Consider the following 20,195-nt stretch of genomic DNA (forward strand, 5'->3'; position numbering starts at 1 on the left):
CGAAAAATCACTTCCCCCTGAACGACAAAACCCCGGCAGACCTTTCAGTCAACCGGGGTTTGCCAGCGGGGCAATGGCCCATTAACTTTGGCCGAACCACCTAACTTTGTCCGAATGGGCAAATAACTTTGCCCACCTCCAGGCAGGGTGGCAGGGTGGCAGGGTGGCAGGGTGGCAGGGTGGCAGGGTGGCAGGGTGGCAGGGTGGCAGGGTGGCAGGCACATCAGCATGCGGTTCGTTTTAAAGAAGCAGCAAGCGTGTCGCATCGTACTGCCCATCAGTGATGACTTGATGGGCGATGCCCTTTTGATTGGCATAAATTGAAGCGCCCTAGCTGCCCCACCGAATCTCCCAGAATTCGCCCACGCCAAAACGAGATTTTCCGCCTCTTCCTTGTAGCTTCACTACACAACTCGCCTATGCATGGTTATGTGGCTATGCCTAAAAGCCTGATCTACAAAGAAAAACCCCGGCGCTAGGCCGGGGTAGTGACAGAAATTGTCATGACAATAACTCGTTAAATCATGCCAATTAACCTGCCCGTCGACATGCCGATCAGAAGTCCAGGTTGGACACCGCCAGGGCGTTGGATTCGATGAAGTCGCGGCGCGGCTCCACGGCATCGCCCATCAGGGTGTTGAAGATCTGGTCGGCGGCGATGGCGTCCTCGATGGTCACCTTGAGCATGCGGCGCACTTCCGGATCCATGGTGGTTTCCCACAACTGCTCCGGGTTCATCTCGCCGAGGCCCTTGTAGCGCTGGATGCTGTGGCGCTTGGTGCTTTCCGCCATCAACCATTCCAGGCCTTCCTTGAAGCTGGCGACCGGCTTCTTGCGCTCGCCGCGCTGTACGTAGGCGCCATCTTCCAGCAGGTTGTTGAGCTGCTCGCCGAGCGCGGTCACCGTGCGGTAGTCGTTGCTGGCGAAGAAGTCGCGGTTGAAGGTGATGTAGCTGGAGACGCCGTGGGAGATCAGCTCCACCTCGGGCAGCCACAGGTGGCGCTCGCGGTCTTCGCGCAGGCTGGTCTTGTACACCAGACCGGACTTCTCCATGACCTTCAGGCGCGTATCGAGCAGGGCCAGCCAGGCCTGCATGGCGCCCTGGTCGGCCAGTTGCTCGACGCTGACGCGCGGCAGGTAGACGAAGTGTTCGGTGAGCTCGATCGGGTACAGACGCGACAGGCGATTGAGGGTCTTCATCACCCCGCGGTATTCGCCCACCAGCTTCTCCAGCGCCTCGCCGGCCAGGCCGGGAGCGCCTTCGTTGACGTGCAGGCTGGCGTCTTCCAGGGCCGACTGGGTCATGTACTCTTCCATGGCCTCGTCGTCCTTGATGTACTGCTCCTGCTTGCCCTTCTTCACCTTGTACAGCGGCGGTTGGGCGATATAGATGTAGCCGCGCTCGATCAGCTCCGGCAGCTGGCGGAAGAAGAAGGTCAGCAGCAGGGTGCGGATGTGCGAACCGTCGACGTCAGCGTCGGTCATGATGATGATGTTGTGGTAACGCAGCTTGTCGATGTTGTACTCCTCGCGCCCGATACCGCAGCCGAGAGCGGTGATCAGGGTGCCGACTTCCTGGGAGGAGAGCATCTTGTCGAAGCGGGCTTTTTCCACGTTGAGGATCTTGCCCTTGAGCGGCAGGATCGCCTGGGTCCTGCGGTTGCGGCCCTGCTTGGCAGAACCGCCCGCGGAGTCACCCTCCACTATGTAGAGTTCGGACAGCGCCGGGTCCTTTTCCTGGCAGTCGGCCAGTTTGCCGGGCAGCCCGGCGATATCCAGCGCGCCCTTGCGGCGGGTCATCTCGCGGGCCTTGCGCGCGGCTTCGCGGGCACGGGCGGCGTCGATCATCTTGCCGACCACGGCCTTGGCTTCGTTGGGGTTCTCCAGCAGGAAGTCGGCGAAGTACTTGCCCATTTCCTGTTCGACCGCGGTCTTCACTTCGCTGGAGACCAGCTTGTCCTTGGTCTGCGAGCTGAATTTCGGATCCGGCACCTTGACCGAAATGATCGCGGTCAGGCCTTCGCGGGCATCGTCGCCGGTGGTGCTGACCTTGAACTTCTTGGCCAGGCCTTCCTGCTCGATATAGGTATTGAGGTTACGCGTCAGCGCCGAGCGGAAGCCGGCGAGGTGGGTGCCGCCGTCGCGCTGGGGAATGTTGTTGGTGAAGCACAACAGGTTCTCGTTGAAGCTGTCGTTCCACTGCAGGGCCACTTCCACGCCGACGCCATCGTCGCGCTGCACGTTGAAGTGGAACACCTGGTTGACCGTGGTCTTGTTGTGGTTGAGGTACTCGACGAAGGCGCGCAGACCACCCTCGTACTTGAACAGCTCTTCCTTGCCGCTGCGTTCGTCCTTGAGCAGGATGCCGACGCCGGAGTTGAGGAAGGACAGTTCGCGCAGGCGCTTGGCCAGGATGTCCCAGCTGAAATGGATATTGGCGAAGGTCTCTTCCGACGGCTTGAAGTGGATCTGCGTGCCGGTGCCTTCGGTGTCGCCAACCGCGGCCAACGGCGCCTGGGGCACGCCATGCACGTAGGTCTGTTCCCAGATCTTGCCGCTGCGACGGATGGTCAGCACCAGCTCCTTGGACAGTGCGTTGACCACCGAGACGCCCACGCCGTGCAGGCCGCCGGAAACCTTGTAGCTGTTGTCGTCGAACTTACCGCCGGCGTGCAGCACGGTCATGATGACCTCGGCGGCGGAGACCCCTTCGTCCTTGTGGATGTCCACCGGAATGCCGCGGCCGTTGTCGCGCACGCTGATCGACTCGTCCGGATGGATGGTGATGACGATCTCGCTGCAATGCCCGGCCAGGGCCTCGTCGATGGAGTTGTCGACCACCTCGAACACCATGTGGTGCAGACCGCTGCCATCGTCGGTATCGCCGATGTACATGCCAGGCCGCTTGCGTACGGCATCCAGGCCCTTGAGGACCTTAATGTTATTGGAGTCGTACGTTTGGTTGTCGCTCATGCCTTCACTCCCGGTGGTCGTGGGTCTGGGTGATACGGCCATGTTCCACGTGGAACATGGCAACCGGCGTATCCGTTTGCCAGCCGCCCCTCAACAATTCATGGTCTACACAGGTGATGAACACCTGGCAGTGCAAATCTTCCAGCAACCGGCACAATGCCATCCGGTGCTGCTCATCCAGTTCCGACGGCAGGTCGTCGACCAGATAGATACATTGGCCACGCTTGGCCTCGTTGACCAAGTGGCCCTGGGCGATGCGCAACGCGCACACCACCAATTTCTGTTGCCCTCGCGAAAGGATCTCCGCGGCGTTATGCCCGGCCAGCCGCAAGCGCAGATCGGCGCGCTGGGGGCCTGCCTGGGTATGCCCGAGTTGCTGGTCGCGGAGGAGGGAGGCGGCGAGCACTTCGCTCAGCTCACGCTCCTTGTCCCAGCCGCGGTAGTAGCTCAGGGTCAGCCCTTCGAGTTGCAGCAGCTCTGCCAGGGTACGTTCGAATACCGGTTTCAGCGCCTGGATATAGGCCCGTCGATAGCTGTCGATCTCCGCGCTGGCAGTGCACAGTTCGCGGTCCCACGCGGCCTGCGAAGCGCCGTCAAGTGTACCATGGCGCAGCCACGAGTTCCGCTGCCGCAGGGCCTTCTGCAGGCGCTGCCAGGCGCCGAGGAAACGATGTTCCACGTGGAACACGCCCCAGTCGAGGAACTGCCGGCGAATCTTCGGCGCCCCCTCGAGCAGACGAAAACTGTCCGGATTGATCAGCTGCAACGGCAGCAAATCGGCCAGCTGCGCTGCGCTGCGCGCATTCTGTCCATCCACGCGAATCTGCAGCTCGCCCTGGCGGTCGCGGGAAATACCCAGGTTACTGTTGCCGCCTTCGGCCAGCTGTACCTGACCGAACACGGTACAGGCCGGTTGTTCGTAATGGATCACCGGCTGCAGACGGGAGCTGCGAAAGGAGCGGGCCAGGCCGAGCAGATGGATGGCTTCCAGCAGGCTGGTCTTGCCGCTGCCGTTGGCGCCGTGAAGGATGTTGATGCGGGGGGAGGGGGAGAGGGTCACCGGGTGCAGGTTGCGCACCGCGGTGACCGTGATACGGCTAAGAGACATTGAAAGGCTTAGAGCCTCATCGGCATGACGACATAGGCGGAATCGTCGTTGTCGGCTTCCTGCAGCAGGGCGCTGCTGTTGGAGTCGGAGAGGATCAGGCGCACCTGCTCGGTGCCCATCACGCCCAGCACGTCGAGCAGGTAGCTGACGTTGAAGCCGATCTCCAGGCTGGCGCCGTTGTAGTCGACGACGATCTCTTCCTCGGCTTCTTCCTGCTCCGGGTTGTTGGCCTGGATCTTCAGCAGGCCGGCGGCCAGGGTCAGGCGGATGCCGCGGTACTTCTCGTTGGACAGGATCGCGGTCCGGCTGAAGGCTTCACGCAGGCCCTGACGATCAGCCAGCACCAGCTTGTCGCCGCCGCGCGGCAGCACGCGCTCGTAATCGGGAAACTTGCCGTCGACCAGCTTGGAGGTGAAGGTGAACTCGCCGGTGTTGGCGCGAATGTGGTGCTGGCCGAGGACAATGGCGACTTCGGCGTCCTGCTCGGTGAGCAGGCGGGCCAGTTCGAGAATACCTTTGCGCGGCACGATGACCTGGTGCTTGCCGTCCTGCTGGATCGCCGCCTCCATCGAGCACATGGCCAGGCGGTGACCGTCGGTGGCCACCGCACGCAGCAGGCCGCTCTGCACTTCCAGCAGCATGCCGTTGAGGTAGTAACGCACGTCCTGTTGCGCCATGGCGAAGCTGGTGCGCTCGATCAGGCGACGCAGCTTGGCTTGCGGCAGGTTGAAGGTCAGCGAGCCCGGACCTTCCTCGACGGTGGGGAAGTCGTTGGCCGGCAGGGTGGACAGGCTGAAGCGGCTGCGCCCGGCCTTGACCAGCAGCTTCTGCTCGTCGACGCGGATGTCGATCAGCGCGTCGGACGGCAGGCTCTTGCAGATGTCCATCAGCTTGCGCGCCGGCACGGTGATTTCGCCTGGCTCGGCGGCCTCTTCCAGGGTGACGCGGCCGACCAGTTCGACTTCCAGATCGGTACCGGTGAGCGACAGCTGCTGGCCTTCGACCACCAGCAGGACGTTGGACAACACCGGCAGGGTCTGGCGGCGTTCCACGACGCCGGCGACCAGTTGCAGGGGTTTCAACAGGGCTTCGCGTTGAATGGTGAAATGCATGGTCTAGTCCCTTGCCTCGTGGAGCTGCGGTATCAGGTAGTCAGGGTGCGCAGCAGGTTCTTGTAGTCCTCGCGGATGTCCGCGTCGGATCCCCTAAGTTCAGCAATCTTACGGCATGCGTGCAACACCGTGGTGTGATCGCGGCCGCCGAAGGCCACGCCGATTTCCGGCAGGCTGTGGTTGGTCAGCTCCTTCGACAGCGCCATGGCCACCTGGCGCGGCCGGGCGATGGAGCGCGAGCGGCGCTTGGAGAGCAGATCGGTGATCTTGATCTTGTAGTACTCGGCGGTGGTGCGCTGGATATTGTCGATGCTCACCAGCTTGTCCTGCAGGGCCAGCAGGTCCTTGAGCGATTCGCGAATCAGCTCGATGGTGATGTCGCGGCCCATGAAGTGCGAGTGAGCGATCACCCGCTTCAGTGCGCCTTCCAGCTCGCGCACGTTGGAGCGGATGCGCTGGGCGATGAAGAACGCCGCGTCGTGTGGCAGTTCGACCTTGGCCTGGTCGGCCTTCTTCATCAGGATCGCCACGCGGGTTTCCAGCTCCGGCGGCTCCACCGCCACGGTCAGGCCCCAGCCGAAGCGCGACTTCAGGCGTTCTTCCAGGCCCTCGATCTCCTTCGGGTAGCGGTCGCTGGTAAGGATCACCTGCTGGCCGCCTTCGAGCAGGGCGTTGAAGGTGTGGAAGAACTCCTCCTGGGAGCGCTCCTTCTTGGCGAAGAACTGGATATCGTCGATCAGCAGCGCGTCCACCGAACGGTAGAAGCGCTTGAACTCGTTGATCGCATTGAGTTGCAGCGCCTTGACCATGTCGGCGACGAAGCGCTCGGAATGCAGGTAGACCACCTTGGCGTTGGGGTTCTTCGCCAGCAGGTGGTTGCCCACCGCGTGCATCAGGTGGGTCTTGCCCAGGCCGACGCCGCCATAGAGGAACAGCGGGTTATAGCCGTGCTTGGGGTTGTCCGCCACCTGCCAGGCCGCGGCGCGAGCCAGCTGGTTGGACTTGCCCTCGACGAAGTTGTCGAAGGTGAATGTGCGATTGAGGTAACTGGTGTGCTTGAGACCGCCTTCGACCTGCACGGTGCGCTCCGTGCGTGGCGCCACCGCCGGCGTCGGCGCCTGCGGGGCAGCCCCGGCCATGGAGTCGAAGCTGGCGCGCGAAGGTTCCTCCTGCGCGGGCGGCGCCGGCGGTTTGCTCGCCGCGGCGGCCGCCTGTACCTGGGCGGCTCGGGCGGCCGCCGGCAAGGGCGCGTTCGGCGCCACCCGCGCCGCGGCAGTGCGTTTGCTGCCTATTAATAGAGAGAGCGCCGGCACCAGGCCGTTAGCACGCTCGCCGAGCAGCTCGAGCAGGCGACTCAGGTACTTCTCGTTGACCCAGTCGAGCACGAAGCGGTTGGGCGCATAGACGCGCAACTCGTCGCCTTCGGCTTCGACCTGCAGAGGACGGATCCAGGTGTTGAATTGCTGGGCCGGCAATTCGTCGCGCAGAAGCTCGACGCACTGCTGCCATAGTTCCACTGACACTGACTATCCCCTTTCCAGGCGGCGATGCAAAAAACAGCCGTCATTGTAGCCGCCCAAGGCGGAGTTATCCACACGGCGCAGAGCAGATGGCCAAGTAAAATCAAAGCCTTATTGGCATTCATCAGGCTTATCAGGGCCATGTCCAAGCTTGTGGATAAGGCCCCGCGAAGTCGTTGTAAAAGCCTGGGGACAGGACAGCGGATAACCTGCCTGTGGGTAACCGGTCAAATTGCCCCCAGCCTGTGCGCAGGGGACACACAGGCCCGGCACCCTTTCCTGACAGCCTTATCATCCCGGCAAGGCCGCGAATGGCGGGCGCTGCGGGCAGTTCTCCACAGGCAGAGGCCGGCCTAATCATCATCAACATAGAAAAAGAGCTTTAAACCTTTCCTTCTTTCTATTCCTATTTGGCGAAAAGGCTGGTTGGAAATTGACCTGCCGCGCGGCTTTCTCTAGAATTGCCGGTCTCTTTAAACCAGGGTCATTCCGACCCTAGTTCGATCACCCAGGTAACGCACCATGAAACGCACTTTCCAACCCAGCACCATCAAGCGCGCTCGTACCCACGGTTTCCGTGCCCGCATGGCCACCAAGAACGGCCGTGCCGTCCTGTCGCGTCGTCGCGCCAAGGGCCGCAAGCGTCTGACTGTCTAATTCATCCAGACAGGTGGTGAGTCGAGGCTTCGGCCGGGAAAAGCGTCTGCTGACCCCCCGGCAATTCAAGGCAGTCTTCGACTCCCCAAGCGGCAAAGCTCCGGGCAAAAGTGTCCTGCTGCTGGCGCGCGACAACCAACTCGATCATCCCCGCCTGGGTCTGGTGATCGGCAAGAAGAGCGTCAAGCTCGCCGTCGAGCGCAACCGCATCAAGCGTCAAATCCGCGAGTCCTTCCGCCTGAACCAGGACGACCTGATCGGCTGGGACATCGTGGTGGTCGCCCGCAAGGGCCTCGGCGATCTGCAGAATGGCGAACTCGCGCAGCAGTTCGGCAAGCTCTGGAGACGCCTGGCCCGTAGCCGGCCCAGTCGCGACGCAGATGCCTCCCCCGGGACAAGCGACAATCCCCATGCGTAAAGCGGCCCTAGCCTGTATCCAGGTGTATCGCTACGCCATCAGCCCGCTGATGGCCAGTCATTGTCGCTTCTATCCCAGCTGTTCCTGCTACGCCTACGAAGCCATCGAGCAACATGGCTTCCTGCGTGGCGGCTGGCTGGCGGCGCGCCGGCTCGGTCGCTGCCACCCCTGGAATGCCGGCGGCTTCGACCCGGTGCCTCCCGCGAAAACCTCCCGTTCCCCTTCGATGGCCGAATAATCATGGATATCCAACGTTCGATCCTGATCGTCGCCCTGGCAGTCGTGTCCTACCTCATGGTCCTGCAATGGAACGAGGACTACGGCCAGGCCGCCCTGCCGGCCGAGGTACAGTCCTCGACCGCCGCGACGCCCGCCCTGCCGGACACCCCGGCCACTGCCGCAACCGCCGGCGACGACATCCCCACTGCCGTGGCCGAACCCAGCGCCGCAGCCGTCGCGCCGACTGCAGCCGCCAGCGACGAGCTGATCCGGGTCAAGACCGACGTGCTCGAGCTGGCCATCGACCCGCGCGGTGGCGACGTGGTGCAACTGCGCCTGCCACAGTACCCGCGGCGTCAGGATCGCCCGGACGTGCCCTTCCAGCTGTTCGACAATGGCGGCGAACGCACCTACCTGGCGCAGAGCGGCCTGATCGGCCAGAACGCCCCGGACAAGTCCAGCGGTCGCGCGCTGTGGTCGAGCGAGAAAACCAGCTACGCGATGGCCGACGGCCAGGACAGCCTGGTGGTCGACCTGACCTACAGCGAGAACGGGGTCAGCTACATCAAGCGCTACAGCTTCAAGCGCGGCCTCAACCCGCAGTGCTCGGCGCGTGAGCAGCAGCTGAAGAAACCCGGTTGCGTGGATCCGTCCGCCTATCAGGTCGACGTGCGTTACCTGATCGACAACCAGAGCGATCAGGCCTGGAGCGGCAACCTGTTCGCCCAGCTCAAGCGCGACAGCAGCGGCGATCCGTCCTCCACCACCGCCACCGGCACCGCCACCTACCTGGGCGCGGCGCTGTGGACCAGCGAGGAGCCGTACAAGAAGGTGTCGATGAAGGACATCGACAAGCAGCCCTTCAAGGAAACCGTGCAGGGCGGCTGGGTCGCCTGGCTGCAGCACTACTTCGTCACCGCCTGGGTGCCGAGCAAGGACAGCAGCAACCTGGTGCAGACCCGCAAGGACAGCCAGGGCAACTACATCGTCGGCTTCACCGGCCCGGCCGTGCAGGTCGCCGCCGGCAGTCAGGGCGAGACCGGCGCCATCCTCTATGCCGGTCCCAAGCTGCAGGAGCACCTGGGCACCCTGTCGCCGGGTCTGGAGCTGACCGTCGACTACGGCTTCCTGTGGTTCCTCGCCCAGCCGATCTTCTGGCTGCTGGAAGTGATCCACGGCCTGCTGGGTAACTGGGGTTGGTCGATCATCGTGCTGACCATCATCATCAAGCTGATCTTCTTCCCGCTGTCGGCCGCCAGCTACCGCTCCATGGCCCGCATGCGCGCCGTTTCGCCGAAACTGCAGGCACTGAAGGAGCAGTTCGGCGACGATCGTCAGAAGATGTCCCAGGCGATGATGGAGCTGTACAAGAAGGAGAAGATCAACCCGCTGGGCGGCTGCCTGCCGATCCTGGTGCAGATGCCGGTGTTCCTCGCCCTGTACTGGGTGCTGTTGGAATCCGTGGAGATGCGTCAGGCCCCGTGGCTGCTGTGGATCACCGACCTGTCGATCAAGGATCCGTTCTTCATCCTGCCGATCATCATGGGCGCCACCATGTTCATCCAGCAGCAGCTCAACCCGACGCCGCCGGACCCCATGCAGGCGCGCGTGCTGAAGCTGATGCCGATCATCTTCACCTTCTTCTTCCTGTGGTTCCCGGCCGGTCTGGTGCTGTACTGGGTGGTCAACAACATCCTCTCCATCGCCCAGCAGTGGTACATCACCCGCAAGATCGAAGCAGCCGCGAAGATGGCTAGCGCCTGATTGGCCAAGGCTTCCCAGTTGCAAGCAGACGCCCCATGATTGGGGCGTTTTGCTATTCACCAGATCCCGTAGGAGCGGCTTCAACCACGAACCGCGCAACTCCCTCTTCGCGGCTAAAGCCGCTCCTACCCAGGACAGCCAACAGAGACCGTTACCCATGCACAACGCCCGAGACACCATCGCCGCCGTCGCCACCGCCCAGGGCCGGGGGGGCGTCGGCATAGTGCGGGTGTCCGGGCCGCTGGCCGGGCAACTGGCCAGCGCCATCTGCCGACGCGAGCTGAAGCCGCGCTTCGCCCACCACGGCCCGTTTTTCGGCGAGCAGCAGTTGCCGCTGGACGAAGGCCTGGCGCTCTACTTCCCCGGGCCTAACTCCTTCACCGGCGAAGACGTGCTCGAACTGCAGGGCCATGGCGGCCCGGTGGTGCTCGACCTGATGCTGCGCCGCTGCATGCAGTTGGGTGCACGCCTGGCTCGCCCCGGCGAGTTCAGCGAGCGCGCCTTCCTCAACGACAAGCTCGACCTGGCCCAGGCCGAGGCCATCGCCGACCTGATCGAGGCCAGCTCCGAACAGGCCGCGCGCAATGCCCTGCGCTCGTTGCAGGGCGAGTTCAGCAAACGCGTGCATGCGCTGACCGAATCCTTGATCCAGCTGCGCATCTACGTCGAAGCCGCCATCGATTTTCCCGAGGAGGAAATCGATTTTCTCGCCGATGGCCATGTGCTGAGCCAGCTCGACGGCGTGCGCGCAAACTTATCCACAGTGCTGCGCGAGGCCGGTCAGGGCGCCCTACTGCGCGACGGCATGACCGTGGTCATCGCCGGCCGGCCCAATGCCGGCAAGTCCAGCCTGCTCAACGCCCTGGCCGGACGCGAGGCGGCCATCGTCACCGAGATCGCCGGCACCACCCGCGACGTGCTGCGCGAACATATCCACATCGATGGCATGCCGCTGCACGTGGTCGACACCGCCGGCCTGCGTGCCACCGACGATCAGGTCGAACGCATCGGCGTGGAGCGCGCGCTCAAGGCCATCGGCGAGGCAGACCGCGTATTGTTGGTGGTGGATTCCACCGCGCCGGAAGCCGCCGACCCCTTCGCCCTGTGGCCGGAATTTCTCGAGCAGCGTCCCGATCCGACGCGGGTCACCCTGATCCGCAACAAGGCCGATCTGTCCGGCGAAACCGTGGCGCTGCAGACCTGCGCCGACGGTCATGTCACCCTCGCCCTGTCGGCCAAGTCGGCGGACGGCCTGGATCTGCTGCGCGAGCACCTCAAGGCCTGCATGGGTTATCAACAAACCGCAGAGAGCGGTTTCAGTGCGCGGCGCCGTCATCTCGAGGCGCTGCACCAGGCCGAGCAGCACCTCGAGCACGGCCGCCACCAGCTGACCCTGATGGGCGCCGGAGAACTGCTCGCCGAGGACCTGCGCCTGGCCCAGCAGGCCCTGGGCGAGATTACCGGCGCCTTCAGCTCGGACGACCTGCTGGGGCGGATCTTCTCCAGCTTCTGCATCGGCAAGTGAAACTTGATGATGTCGAGCAGTGCCGTAAAGTAGGACACTTCATCACCCCGCTCTACTCTGAAAATCTGTGAGGTTCGTGTGACACGGATGTGGATGATACGCGGCGAAGGCGACAGCCTGTACGGCGCCTTTCGAGAACCCGAGGTGGCTGCCAAACGCATCGAGCAGCAGTTGATCAATGACGCCATCCAGACAAACCTGTAAGCACTCGGTTTCTGAGCGGAGCACGACCATGGCAGACGAAACCCTTGACCTGACCCCGCTGGAACGCGCCATTCAGCGCCTGGACGAAGGCTGGAAGCGCTATCAACTGGACATCAGCGACACGCAGATTCGCGATGGCCTGATCCAGCGCTTCGAGTTCACCTACGAAATCAGCCACAAGATGCTCAAGCGCCACCTCGAAGCCACCTCGGCAAGCCCCGCAGAGTTCGACAGCATGAACTTTCCGGACTTGATTCGCACGGGCAACGAGCGCGGCTTGCTGCTGAGCAGTTGGCCAGAGTGGCGCCGCTTCCGCGATATGCGCGGTAAGACCAGCCACACCTACGACGAAGACATCGCCCTGCAAGTGGTGGCCAGCATTCCCGACTTCCAACGCGAAGCGACCTATCTCCTTGAACAGTTGCAGGATGCCCAAGCGTGACCGGAACCAGCCTATCCACCCCGGCCATCGACATTCGCCCCGATCACTGGGCAATCGTCCGCGACATTCTGCACAGGTCTGTACCGCACTACGCCGTCTGGGCCTTCGGCTCACGGGCCAAGTGGTCGGCCAAGCCCTATTCCGACCTGGATCTGGCCATCGTCACCGACACCCCACTGCCATTGTCCGTCAGCGCGGCGCTGGCCGACGATTTTTCCGAATCGGATTTGCCCTGGAAGGTGGATATTGTCGACTGGGCAACCACCAGTGAGTCGTTTCGACAGATCATCGAGCGGGACAAGGTGGTGGTGCAGGAGGCGAAACGGGGCCCTGATGGGCGTCGGCGAACTGCTGGCGTTTGAACCTTCATCGATCCGGGTTTCGAGGCGAGGCACGGATAGATGCCCGCCAGATACTCCTTGCGAACCTTTTCGGTCCATCGCCCAGATGCGCGAGACGGGGGGCACCGCTAACCCACACTGACCCGACATCTCATGGTTGACGCGACACTAGGATCCGGCAGCTACCGGGTCAGTTCAATACGTGCCTGACTCTACATGGAGAAAAAATGAGCACGCCCGCCCAAGCACTTTCCTCGCTGCTGGCCACGCTGGGTGGCGCCGACAACTTCGCCACCCGCTTCACCCTGCAAGCCGATCCACGCCTGCATATCGACGGGGTCGGCAGCGTATCGCTGCCAATAAGCATCCATACCGCCCATCGCCTGTGCGCGGTAGCGCAGCCGGCATACCATGGCTACAAGGATGAGACGCGGCTCGATCCCCGTGTACGCGATACCTGGGAAATTCCAGCCGGTGCCATACGCTTCGATTCCCCGCAGTGGGCGTCCGTGCTCGATCAGGCACTGCTACGCACCCGGCGCGACCTGGGTCTACCATCCGACGTTCGACTCAAGGCCGAATTGCACAATCTGCTGGTGTATGCGCCGGGTCAGTTCTTCGCCGTGCATCAGGATTCGGAGAAGGCCGAGGGCATGCTGGGAACGCTGGTCATCAGCCTGCCTTCGCGCTTCACCGGCGGCGAGTTCGTCGTCTCGCACCAAGGCCAGACGCTGCGTGCCCGTGGCTCCGAGAGCCGGTTGAGCCTGATCGCGTTCTATGCCGATTGCCATCACGAAGTGCGTCCGGTCAAGCAGGGCTATCGAGTCGCGCTGACCTACAACCTGATCGCGCAGCACCAGGGACCAGTCGCCGAGCTGCCGGCTGAGAAGATCGGCGCCTTGGCCGATGCCGTGCATGCCTTCTGGCATCGCCCTGCGCCGCCGCTTTGGCCCGGCGATGAGGCGGGCGAGTCGCCGGATCGGCTGGTCTACCTGCTCGATCACCAGTACACCCAGAGCGGCCTGTCCTGGACCCACCTCAAGGGCGCCGACGCCTTGCGCGTCGCGGCACTGCGCAAGGTGGCCGAGCAACTGGATGCGGAGATCTTCCTGGCCCTGGCCGACGTGCATGAAACCTGGTCGGCCGAGGACGACTATCAGTACTACGGCCATTGGGATTATGCGGACGAGGAAGAAGACGAGGCTGAGGACGACACCGGTGACCCGATATTGGGAGAACTGATCGACAGCGAAGTCGAACTGCGCCACTGGCTCGCCCTCGATGGCGAGGCGCTGGCGTCGGAGACCGCCAATAGCGTTGCCCATGGCGAGCTGTGCCTCACCCGAGCATCGGCCGACTGCACGCCGTTCCAGTCCGAGCACGAAGGCTACATGGGCAACTACGGCAACACCGTCGATCGCTGGTATCACCGCGCGGCCGTCGTGCTGTGGCCGCGCCAACGCGCCTTCGTCATTCGCGCCCGGCAGTCACCGCGCTGGGCCATCGCCCGGATCGCCGAGCGGCTCGCTGCCGATGATCCGGCGCAGGCGCTGGAATGGGCGCAGGCCCTGCTGCCCATCTGGCACCCTGGCGTGGCACGGGACTATGCCTTGCTGGGCGACACCCTGGCCGTGGCCGCGGCGCTGGATAACGAGCAGGCTGCCGCAGGTCTGCTGGCCCCCTTCTCGCTGCAGCAACTGACACCCCCGATGTCGCCATGGCTGTTGCGCCTGCTCGAACGCCACGGATCGCCCTGGTGCGCAGAGCGCCTCCGTCAGTGGGCAGGGCATGACCCGGCATCCTCCGGCCAACTGGACTGGCTGGCGCAGACACTGCCGGCACTGACCCATGCCTGGAGCGTCGCGCAGGTCAACGATGGTTCGGTGCTGGCCGCCACCTTGCTGGCAGAACGCTGGAACTGGCTACAGACACACCTCGAGCAGACACTGACGCAGCATACCCGCCCCGGCGCTCTGATCCAGGCTGTGACAGACGCGTGCGGCGCTCTGCTGGGATTGCTTCGCGGTGGTTGCGACGCCCGCCGCCCTGAACTGCAGCAGCAGATCATCGACTTCCTGCGCAGCGCCGATCTGCCCTTGCAGATGGCGCTCGGCGTGTTGCACGCGGCGGCCGCGAACCTGGCGGATGCGCCGAACCTGGGCCTGGCGCCGCTGCATGCCCATTGCAGGCAGATACTGACCGCTCGGCTGGCTCGGCCAGCTCGTGCCGCCGATGACTGGTCGATCCCGCCACCGGCCGAGTGCGCCCGGATTGCGGAGCTTGGTCCGCCCCTGGCGCGGTTTCTCAGCGCGCCGGCGCAGCAACGCCTGGAATGGCCCTTGGCTCAGAGCAAGCGGCAGCTTATCCACCAGCTCATCGAGCGCTACGAACTCCCCGTGCGCCACGAGACCCGGCGCAGCGGACGGCCCTATACCCTGGTGCTGGAAAAGACGCCGGCGCTGTTCGAGCGAGAGGCCGCCGAGCGCCTGCACTGGGCAGGCGAGCTGGACTGGCTGCAGCAAACCGCGGACGGCTTTGCCTGAGCCGCCGACAATATTCCGTCCCCACGCCTCAGCAGCGATCGATAGCCCCCACCGAACACCTCCCATCGACAGACGGGCAGCTCCCAAGGCAGCCCGTCTGGTTCTCGACTTGCAAACCTCCTTTTCACTATCTACAGCCCATTGAACCCTGTGGAAAACAGCCCCTAAGCCCTGCCCATAACCCGCTGACAAAGCTGGGCGTAAATCCCCCTGTGGGTAACCTGCTGTTTCACCCACAGCGGATGACCAGCTTTCCCAGTGGAACCCTGCAGGAACGGCACAGACTTATCATTGGCTGTACAGCAGGAATGGCAAGGGCTACAGCCTGTTATCCACAGAAAGGCCCTGCGCTATACATAAACATAAAGAACAAGCTTTATAAAAAATCTCTCTTTCTTTTCTTTATAAGCTCACAGCGCTCAAAGCCGAGCGAGAGCTGTGAGAGGGCATAGGCATCCAGGCCAAACCGGCTGTACCAGGCTGGCTATTTTTTGTGCAGAAGGCTTCATTCAAGAGGCCGAAGTCCCTATACTTGCCGCCTTTCTGAAAACCCCCTTTCTCAACAGGCACGAGGTGCGTGGTGGATTTCCCTTCCCGTTTTGACGTGATCGTGATCGGCGGCGGTCATGCCGGTACCGAGGCAGCCCTGGCTGCCGCACGCATGGGCGTGAAGACCCTGCTGCTCACCCACAATGTCGAGACCCTCGGCCAGATGAGCTGCAACCCGGCCATCGGCGGCATCGGCAAGAGCCACCTGGTCAAGGAGATCGATGCCCTGGGCGGGGCCATGGCCACCGCTACCGACAAGGGCGGCATCCAGTTCCGCGTGCTCAACAGCCGCAAGGGCCCGGCAGTGCGCGCCACCCGCGCCCAGGCCGACCGTGTGCTCTACAAAGCAGCTGTTCGCCAGATTCTGGAAAACCAGGCCAACCTGTGGATTTTTCAACAGGCAGCCGATGACCTGATTGTGGAAAACGCCCAGGTCAAAGGCGTGGTCACCCAGATGGGACTCAGGTTCCACGCGGATTCCGTGGTGTTGACCACAGGCACCTTCCTCGGCGGACTTATCCACATTGGCCTGCAGAACTACTCCGGCGGTCGCGCCGGCGATCCGCCCTCCATCGCCCTGGCTCAGCGTCTGCGCGAGCTGCCACTGCGTGTCGGCCGGCTGAAGACCGGCACCCCGCCGCGCATCGATGGCCGCTCGGTGGATTTCTCGCTGATGACCGAGCAACCGGGCGACACCCCGACGCCGCTGATGTCCTTCCTCGGCAAGCGTGAACATCAGCCCAAACAGATCAGCTGCTGGATCACCCACACCAACGCGCGTACTCACGAGATCATCGCCGCCAACCTGGATCGCTCGCCGATGTACTCGGGCGTGATCGAAGGCGTCGGCCCGCGCTACTGCCCGTCGATCGAAGACAAGATCCACCGCTTCGCCGACAAGGACAGCCACCAGGTGTTTATCGAGCCCGAGGGCCTGACCACCCACGAGCTGTACCCCAACGGCATCTCCACCTCGCTGCCGTTCGACGTGCAGCTGCAGATCGTGCGCAGCATCCGTGGCATGGAGAACGCCCATATCGTGCGTCCCGGCTACGCCATCGAGTACGACTACTTCGACCCGCGCGACCTCAAGTACAGCCTGGAAACCAAGGTCATCGGCGGGCTGTTCTTCGCTGGCCAGATCAATGGCACCACCGGCTACGAAGAAGCCGGTGCTCAAGGCCTGCTGGCGGGCTGCAATGCCGCGCTGCGCGCGCAGGGCAAGGAGGCCTGGTGCCCGCGCCGCGACGAAGCCTACATCGGCGTGCTGGTCGACGACCTGATCACCCTGGGCACCCAGGAGCCCTACCGCATGTTCACCTCGCGCGCCGAATACCGGCTGATCCTGCGTGAGGACAACGCTGACCTGCGCCTGACTGAAAAAGGCCGCGAGCTGGGCCTGATAGACGACGAGCGCTGGGCCGCCTTCGAGGCCAAGCGCGAGGGCATCGTCCAGGAGGAGCAGCGCCTGAAGAGCACCTGGGTGCGCCCGGGTACGCCGCAGGGCGATGCCATCGCCGCGCGCTTCGGTACGCCGCTGGCCCACGAATACAACCTGCTCAACCTGCTGGCGCGTCCCGAGATCGACTACGCCACCCTGGTCGAGCTGACCGACGCGCCGGTTGTGGATAACCAGGTGGCCGAGCAAGTCGAGATCAAGACCAAGTACGCCGGCTATATCGACCGCCAGCAGGACGAAATCGCCAAGCTGCGCGCCAGTGAGGACACCAAGCTGCCAGATGATCTGGACTATGCCTCGATCTCCGGGCTGTCCAAGGAGATCCAGTTCAAGCTCGGCAACACCCGCCCGGCGACCCTCGGCCAGGCCTCGCGCATCCCCGGGGTCACCCCGGCGGCGATTTCCCTGCTGCTGATTCACCTGAAAAAGCGCAGCGCCGGGCAGAAGCTGGAGCACAGCGCCTGATGTCGGTCACTCAGCGTCACGCCGAAGAACTGCTGCAGGGCGCCCGCGAACAGGGCATCGAGCTCAGCGCCCGCCAGCAGGAACAACTGCTCGCTTACCTGGGCCTGCTGATCAAGTGGAACAAGGCCTACAACCTCACCGCCGTGCGCGATCCCGACGAGATGGTGTCGCGCCACCTGCTTGACAGCCTGTCGGTGCTGCCCTTCGTCGCCGAGCGTGGGGACAACTGGCTGGACGTCGGCAGCGGTGGCGGCATGCCCGGCATTCCGTTGGCGATCATGTTCCCCGAGCGGCGTTTCACCCTGCTCGATTCCAACGGCAAGAAGACCCGTTTCCTGATCCAGGTGAAGCTGGAGCTGAAACTCGCCAACCTCGAAGTTGTCCACAGCCGGGTCGAGGCGTATCGGCCCGAGCGGCCGTTCGACGGCATCAGCTCGCGCGCCTTCAGCAGCCTGCAGGACTTCAGCGACTGGACCCGCCACCTCGGCAGCGTCGACACCCACTGGCTGGCGATGAAAGGCGTGCACCCGGACGACGAGCTGCAGGCCCTGCCGGCGGACTTCCGTCTCAGCGCCACCCACGTGCTGCGGGTTCCCGGTTGCCAAGGCCAACGCCATCTGTTGATACTGCGTCGCTCGGTCTAAGGGGAAAGAAGATGGCCAAGGTATTCGCGATCGCCAACCAGAAAGGCGGGGTGGGCAAGACCACGACGTGCATCAACCTGGCCGCCTCGCTGGTGGCGACCAAGCGCCGCGTGCTGCTGATCGACCTCGACCCGCAGGGCAACGCGACCATGGGCAGCGGCGTCGACAAGCACGGGCTGGAGCACTCGATCTACGACGTGCTGATCGGCGAATGCGACCTCGGCCAGGCCATGCAGTTCTCCGAGCACGGCGGCTACCAGCTGCTGCCGGCCAACCGCGACCTCACCGCCGCGGAAGTCGCCCTGCTCGAGATGAAGATGAAGGAGAGTCGGCTGCGTTACGCCCTGGCGCCGATCCGCGAGAACTACGACTACATCCTCATCGACTGCCCGCCGTCGCTGTCGATGCTGACCATCAACGCCCTGGTCGCCGCCGATGGCGTGATCATCCCCATGCAGTGCGAGTACTACGCGCTCGAGGGCCTCTCGGATCTGGTCAACAGCATCCAGCGCATCGCCCAGCTGCTCAATCCCAAGCTGCAGATCGAAGGTCTGCTGCGCACCATGTACGACCCGCGCATCAGCCTGACCAACGACGTCAGCGCCCAGCTCAAGGAACACTTCGGCGACAAGCTGTACGACGCGGTGATCCCGCGCAACGTGCGCCTGGCCGAGGCGCCGAGCTTCGGCATGCCGGCGCTGGTCTACGACAAACAATCCCGCGGCGCCATCGCCTACCTGGCGCTGGCCGGTGAACTGGTGCGTCGTCAGCGCTCCGCCGCGAAAACCGCTACCGCTTAAGGAACATCCGCATGGCTGCGAAGAAACGAGGTCTGGGCCGAGGCCTGGACGCCCTGCTCGGCGGCAACACCGTCAGCGCGCTGCAGGAAGAAGCCGCCCAGGTCGATACGCGCGAATTGCAATACGTGCCGCTGGAGCTAATCCAGCGCGGCAAGTACCAGCCGCGCCGCGACATGGACCAGACCGCCCTGGAAGAACTCGCCGCCTCGATCCGCGCCCAGGGCGTGATGCAACCCATAGTCCTGCGCCCCATCGGCGGCGGTCGCTTCGAGATCGTCGCCGGCGAACGCCGTTGGCGCGCCAGCCAGCTGGCCGGCCAGGACAAGATCCCGGCCATGGTCCGCGAGCTGCCGGACGAAGCCGCCATCGCCATGGCGCTGATCGAGAACATCCAGCGCGAAGACCTCAACCCGATCGAGGAAGCCGTGGCCCTGCAGCGCCTGCAGCAGGAATTCGAGCTGACCCAGCAACAGGTCGCCGATGCCGTCGGCAAGTCGCGCGTCACCATCACCAACCTACTGCGCCTGATCGCCCTGCCGGAGGAGATCAAGACCCTGCTGTCGCACGGCGACCTGGAGATGGGCCATGCCCGTGCGCTGCTCGGTTTACCCCTGGAACAGCAGGTGGAAGCGGCGCGACACGTTGTCGCACGCGGCCTCACCGTTCGTCAGACCGAGGCCCTGGTGCGCCAGTGGCTGACGGCCAAGCCGGCGCCGACCAAGGCCAAGGCCGATCCGGACATCAGTCGCCTCGAACAGCGCCTGGCGGAGCGTCTAGGCTCGCCTGTGCAGATAAAACACGGCAGCAAGGGCAAGGGTCAGCTGGTGATCCGCTACAACTCCCTCGACGAATTGCAGGGCGTGCTCGCCCATATCCGCTGAAACAATTGGCCACATCTGGCCATGTAGCGCACGGTCGGAAATCACTACCCGGCAGTTGAATGGGGGGGATAGGCCCCCTATACTCTGCGCGCAATTTTGTTGGCACTTTTTATGCCAATTCATTGATTTAAAGCGGTCGAGAGTCGAGGAACCCAGTTGATGGAACGCCGTATGCCGAAGCGCCGGCCCTTCCATCGTCTGCCGGTGTTCCCGGTTCTGCTGGCACAGTTGATCGTGCTGCTGTTGGCCGCAGTGGTGTCCTGGCAAGCGCTGGGGAGCGTTGCCGGATATTCGGCGCTGTTGGGCGGCATGATCGCCTGGTTGCCGAATCTGTATTTCGCCCACAAGGCGTTCCGCTTCAGCGGCGCGCGGGCGGCTCGAGAGATCGTCCGTTCGTTCTATGCGGGCGAAGCGGGAAAACTGATTCTGACGTTCGTGCTGTTTGCACTGACGTTTGCGGGCGTGAAACCCCTGGAGGCGCCGGTTCTGTTCGGCGTCTACCTGCTGACCCTGCTGGTCAGCTGGTTCGCCCCGTTGCTGATAACAAAATTTTCAAGACCTTAAAGCGTTC

The 20,195-nt window shown here is 63.6% G+C and carries 17 protein-coding genes; 13 read left to right on the top strand and 4 right to left on the bottom strand.

Annotated features, from left to right (window positions below):
• Nucleotides 1-555 precede the first annotated feature (555 nt).
• Genes gyrB through dnaA form a run of 4 tightly spaced genes read right to left on the bottom strand, consistent with a single transcriptional unit; the run spans nucleotide 556 to nucleotide 6,716 of the window.
• Nucleotides 556-2,973, bottom strand: coding sequence for a DNA topoisomerase (ATP-hydrolyzing) subunit B (gyrB, locus tag ACIGKL_RS14490; protein ID WP_397487317.1), 2,418 nt, complete (start codon nucleotides 2,971-2,973; stop codon nucleotides 556-558).
• A 4-nt stretch (nucleotides 2,974-2,977) separates the two neighbouring features.
• Nucleotides 2,978-4,081, bottom strand: a complete 1,104-nt coding sequence (recF, locus tag ACIGKL_RS14495) for a DNA replication/repair protein RecF (RefSeq protein WP_397487318.1) — start codon at nucleotides 4,079-4,081, stop codon at nucleotides 2,978-2,980.
• 8 nt (nucleotides 4,082-4,089) lie between these two features.
• Entirely contained in the window at nucleotides 4,090-5,193 is a 1,104-nt protein-coding gene (gene dnaN / locus ACIGKL_RS14500) for a DNA polymerase III subunit beta (protein ID WP_397487319.1), read from the bottom strand.
• A gap of 32 nt (nucleotides 5,194-5,225) precedes the next feature.
• On the bottom strand, nucleotides 5,226-6,716 hold the full coding sequence (gene dnaA, locus ACIGKL_RS14505; RefSeq protein WP_122109583.1) for a chromosomal replication initiator protein DnaA: 1,491 nt from the start codon (nucleotides 6,714-6,716) through the stop codon (nucleotides 5,226-5,228).
• 519 nt (nucleotides 6,717-7,235) lie between these two features.
• Here dnaA and rpmH point away from each other — a divergent pair.
• The 13 genes from rpmH (at nucleotide 7,236) to ACIGKL_RS14570 (ending at nucleotide 20,188) form a co-directional block, all read left to right on the top strand.
• Nucleotides 7,236-7,370, top strand: coding sequence for a 50S ribosomal protein L34 (gene rpmH / locus ACIGKL_RS14510; protein WP_003246698.1), 135 nt, complete (start codon nucleotides 7,236-7,238; stop codon nucleotides 7,368-7,370).
• A gap of 13 nt (nucleotides 7,371-7,383) precedes the next feature.
• The gene (gene rnpA / locus ACIGKL_RS14515; RefSeq protein WP_397487320.1) at nucleotides 7,384-7,788 is read left to right on the top strand and encodes a ribonuclease P protein component; all 405 of its coding nucleotides are present in this window, start codon (nucleotides 7,384-7,386) and stop codon (nucleotides 7,786-7,788) included.
• Nucleotides 7,781-8,026: a membrane protein insertion efficiency factor YidD gene (gene yidD / locus ACIGKL_RS14520; RefSeq protein WP_106737949.1), complete on the top strand. Its 246-nt coding sequence runs from the start codon at nucleotides 7,781-7,783 to the stop codon at nucleotides 8,024-8,026. The genes rnpA and yidD overlap by 8 nt, the downstream gene beginning before the upstream one ends.
• Nucleotides 8,027-8,028: 2 nt before the next feature.
• Nucleotides 8,029-9,771, top strand: a complete 1,743-nt coding sequence (gene yidC, locus ACIGKL_RS14525) for a membrane protein insertase YidC (RefSeq protein WP_397487321.1) — start codon at nucleotides 8,029-8,031, stop codon at nucleotides 9,769-9,771.
• A 157-nt stretch (nucleotides 9,772-9,928) separates the two neighbouring features.
• Nucleotides 9,929-11,296 (top strand): tRNA uridine-5-carboxymethylaminomethyl(34) synthesis GTPase MnmE, encoded by a 1,368-nt coding sequence (mnmE, locus tag ACIGKL_RS14530; RefSeq protein WP_397487322.1) that lies wholly within the window; start codon nucleotides 9,929-9,931, stop codon nucleotides 11,294-11,296.
• A gap of 232 nt (nucleotides 11,297-11,528) precedes the next feature.
• The gene (locus ACIGKL_RS14535) at nucleotides 11,529-11,942 is read left to right on the top strand and encodes a nucleotidyltransferase substrate binding protein (RefSeq protein ID WP_397487323.1); all 414 of its coding nucleotides are present in this window, start codon (nucleotides 11,529-11,531) and stop codon (nucleotides 11,940-11,942) included.
• Nucleotides 11,939-12,304 (top strand): nucleotidyltransferase family protein, encoded by a 366-nt coding sequence (locus ACIGKL_RS14540; RefSeq protein ID WP_397487324.1) that lies wholly within the window; start codon nucleotides 11,939-11,941, stop codon nucleotides 12,302-12,304. The genes ACIGKL_RS14535 and ACIGKL_RS14540 overlap by 4 nt, the downstream gene beginning before the upstream one ends.
• A gap of 206 nt (nucleotides 12,305-12,510) precedes the next feature.
• Nucleotides 12,511-14,826, top strand: coding sequence for a 2OG-Fe(II) oxygenase (locus ACIGKL_RS14545; RefSeq protein ID WP_397487325.1), 2,316 nt, complete (start codon nucleotides 12,511-12,513; stop codon nucleotides 14,824-14,826).
• A 580-nt stretch (nucleotides 14,827-15,406) separates the two neighbouring features.
• A complete protein-coding gene (mnmG, locus tag ACIGKL_RS14550) occupies nucleotides 15,407-17,299 on the top strand; it encodes a tRNA uridine-5-carboxymethylaminomethyl(34) synthesis enzyme MnmG (protein ID WP_397487327.1) in 1,893 nt (630 codons plus the stop codon).
• Nucleotides 17,296-17,943 carry a 16S rRNA (guanine(527)-N(7))-methyltransferase RsmG gene (gene rsmG, locus ACIGKL_RS14555; protein WP_397487472.1) on the top strand — a complete coding sequence of 216 codons (648 nt, stop codon included), beginning with the start codon at nucleotides 17,296-17,298 and terminating at the stop codon, nucleotides 17,941-17,943. The genes mnmG and rsmG overlap by 4 nt, the downstream gene beginning before the upstream one ends.
• A gap of 11 nt (nucleotides 17,944-17,954) precedes the next feature.
• Nucleotides 17,955-18,743 carry a ParA family protein gene (locus ACIGKL_RS14560; protein WP_397487328.1) on the top strand — a complete coding sequence of 263 codons (789 nt, stop codon included), beginning with the start codon at nucleotides 17,955-17,957 and terminating at the stop codon, nucleotides 18,741-18,743.
• A gap of 11 nt (nucleotides 18,744-18,754) precedes the next feature.
• Nucleotides 18,755-19,624 carry a ParB/RepB/Spo0J family partition protein gene (locus ACIGKL_RS14565; protein ID WP_397487329.1) on the top strand — a complete coding sequence of 290 codons (870 nt, stop codon included), beginning with the start codon at nucleotides 18,755-18,757 and terminating at the stop codon, nucleotides 19,622-19,624.
• Between the two features lie 159 nt (nucleotides 19,625-19,783).
• On the top strand, nucleotides 19,784-20,188 hold the full coding sequence (locus ACIGKL_RS14570; protein ID WP_397487330.1) for a F0F1 ATP synthase subunit I: 405 nt from the start codon (nucleotides 19,784-19,786) through the stop codon (nucleotides 20,186-20,188).
• Nucleotides 20,189-20,195 lie beyond the last annotated feature (7 nt).

This window comes from Pseudomonas sp. NPDC077186, from assembly GCF_044543505.1.
Taxonomy (GTDB): Bacteria; Pseudomonadota; Gammaproteobacteria; order Pseudomonadales; family Pseudomonadaceae; genus Aquipseudomonas.

What these genes read in the sequence shown, in the direction of transcription:
- ACIGKL_RS14565 (WP_397487329.1), top strand. Translation starts at nt 18,755, where the DNA reads ATGGCTGCGAAGAAACGAGGTCTGGGCCGAGGCCTGGACGCCCTGCTC.
- ACIGKL_RS14535 (WP_397487323.1), top strand. Translation starts at nt 11,529, where the DNA reads ATGGCAGACGAAACCCTTGACCTGACCCCGCTGGAACGCGCCATTCAG.
- gyrB (WP_397487317.1), bottom strand. Translation starts at nt 2,973, where the DNA reads ATGAGCGACAACCAAACGTACGACTCCAATAACATTAAGGTCCTCAAG.
- dnaN (WP_397487319.1), bottom strand. Translation starts at nt 5,193, where the DNA reads ATGCATTTCACCATTCAACGCGAAGCCCTGTTGAAACCCCTGCAACTG.
- ACIGKL_RS14560 (WP_397487328.1), top strand. Translation starts at nt 17,955, where the DNA reads ATGGCCAAGGTATTCGCGATCGCCAACCAGAAAGGCGGGGTGGGCAAG.
- mnmE (WP_397487322.1), top strand. Translation starts at nt 9,929, where the DNA reads ATGCACAACGCCCGAGACACCATCGCCGCCGTCGCCACCGCCCAGGGC.
- ACIGKL_RS14545 (WP_397487325.1), top strand. Translation starts at nt 12,511, where the DNA reads ATGAGCACGCCCGCCCAAGCACTTTCCTCGCTGCTGGCCACGCTGGGT.
- yidC (WP_397487321.1), top strand. Translation starts at nt 8,029, where the DNA reads ATGGATATCCAACGTTCGATCCTGATCGTCGCCCTGGCAGTCGTGTCC.
- yidD (WP_106737949.1), top strand. Translation starts at nt 7,781, where the DNA reads ATGCGTAAAGCGGCCCTAGCCTGTATCCAGGTGTATCGCTACGCCATC.
- recF (WP_397487318.1), bottom strand. Translation starts at nt 4,081, where the DNA reads ATGTCTCTTAGCCGTATCACGGTCACCGCGGTGCGCAACCTGCACCCG.
- ACIGKL_RS14570 (WP_397487330.1), top strand. Translation starts at nt 19,784, where the DNA reads ATGGAACGCCGTATGCCGAAGCGCCGGCCCTTCCATCGTCTGCCGGTG.
- rpmH (WP_003246698.1), top strand. Translation starts at nt 7,236, where the DNA reads ATGAAACGCACTTTCCAACCCAGCACCATCAAGCGCGCTCGTACCCAC.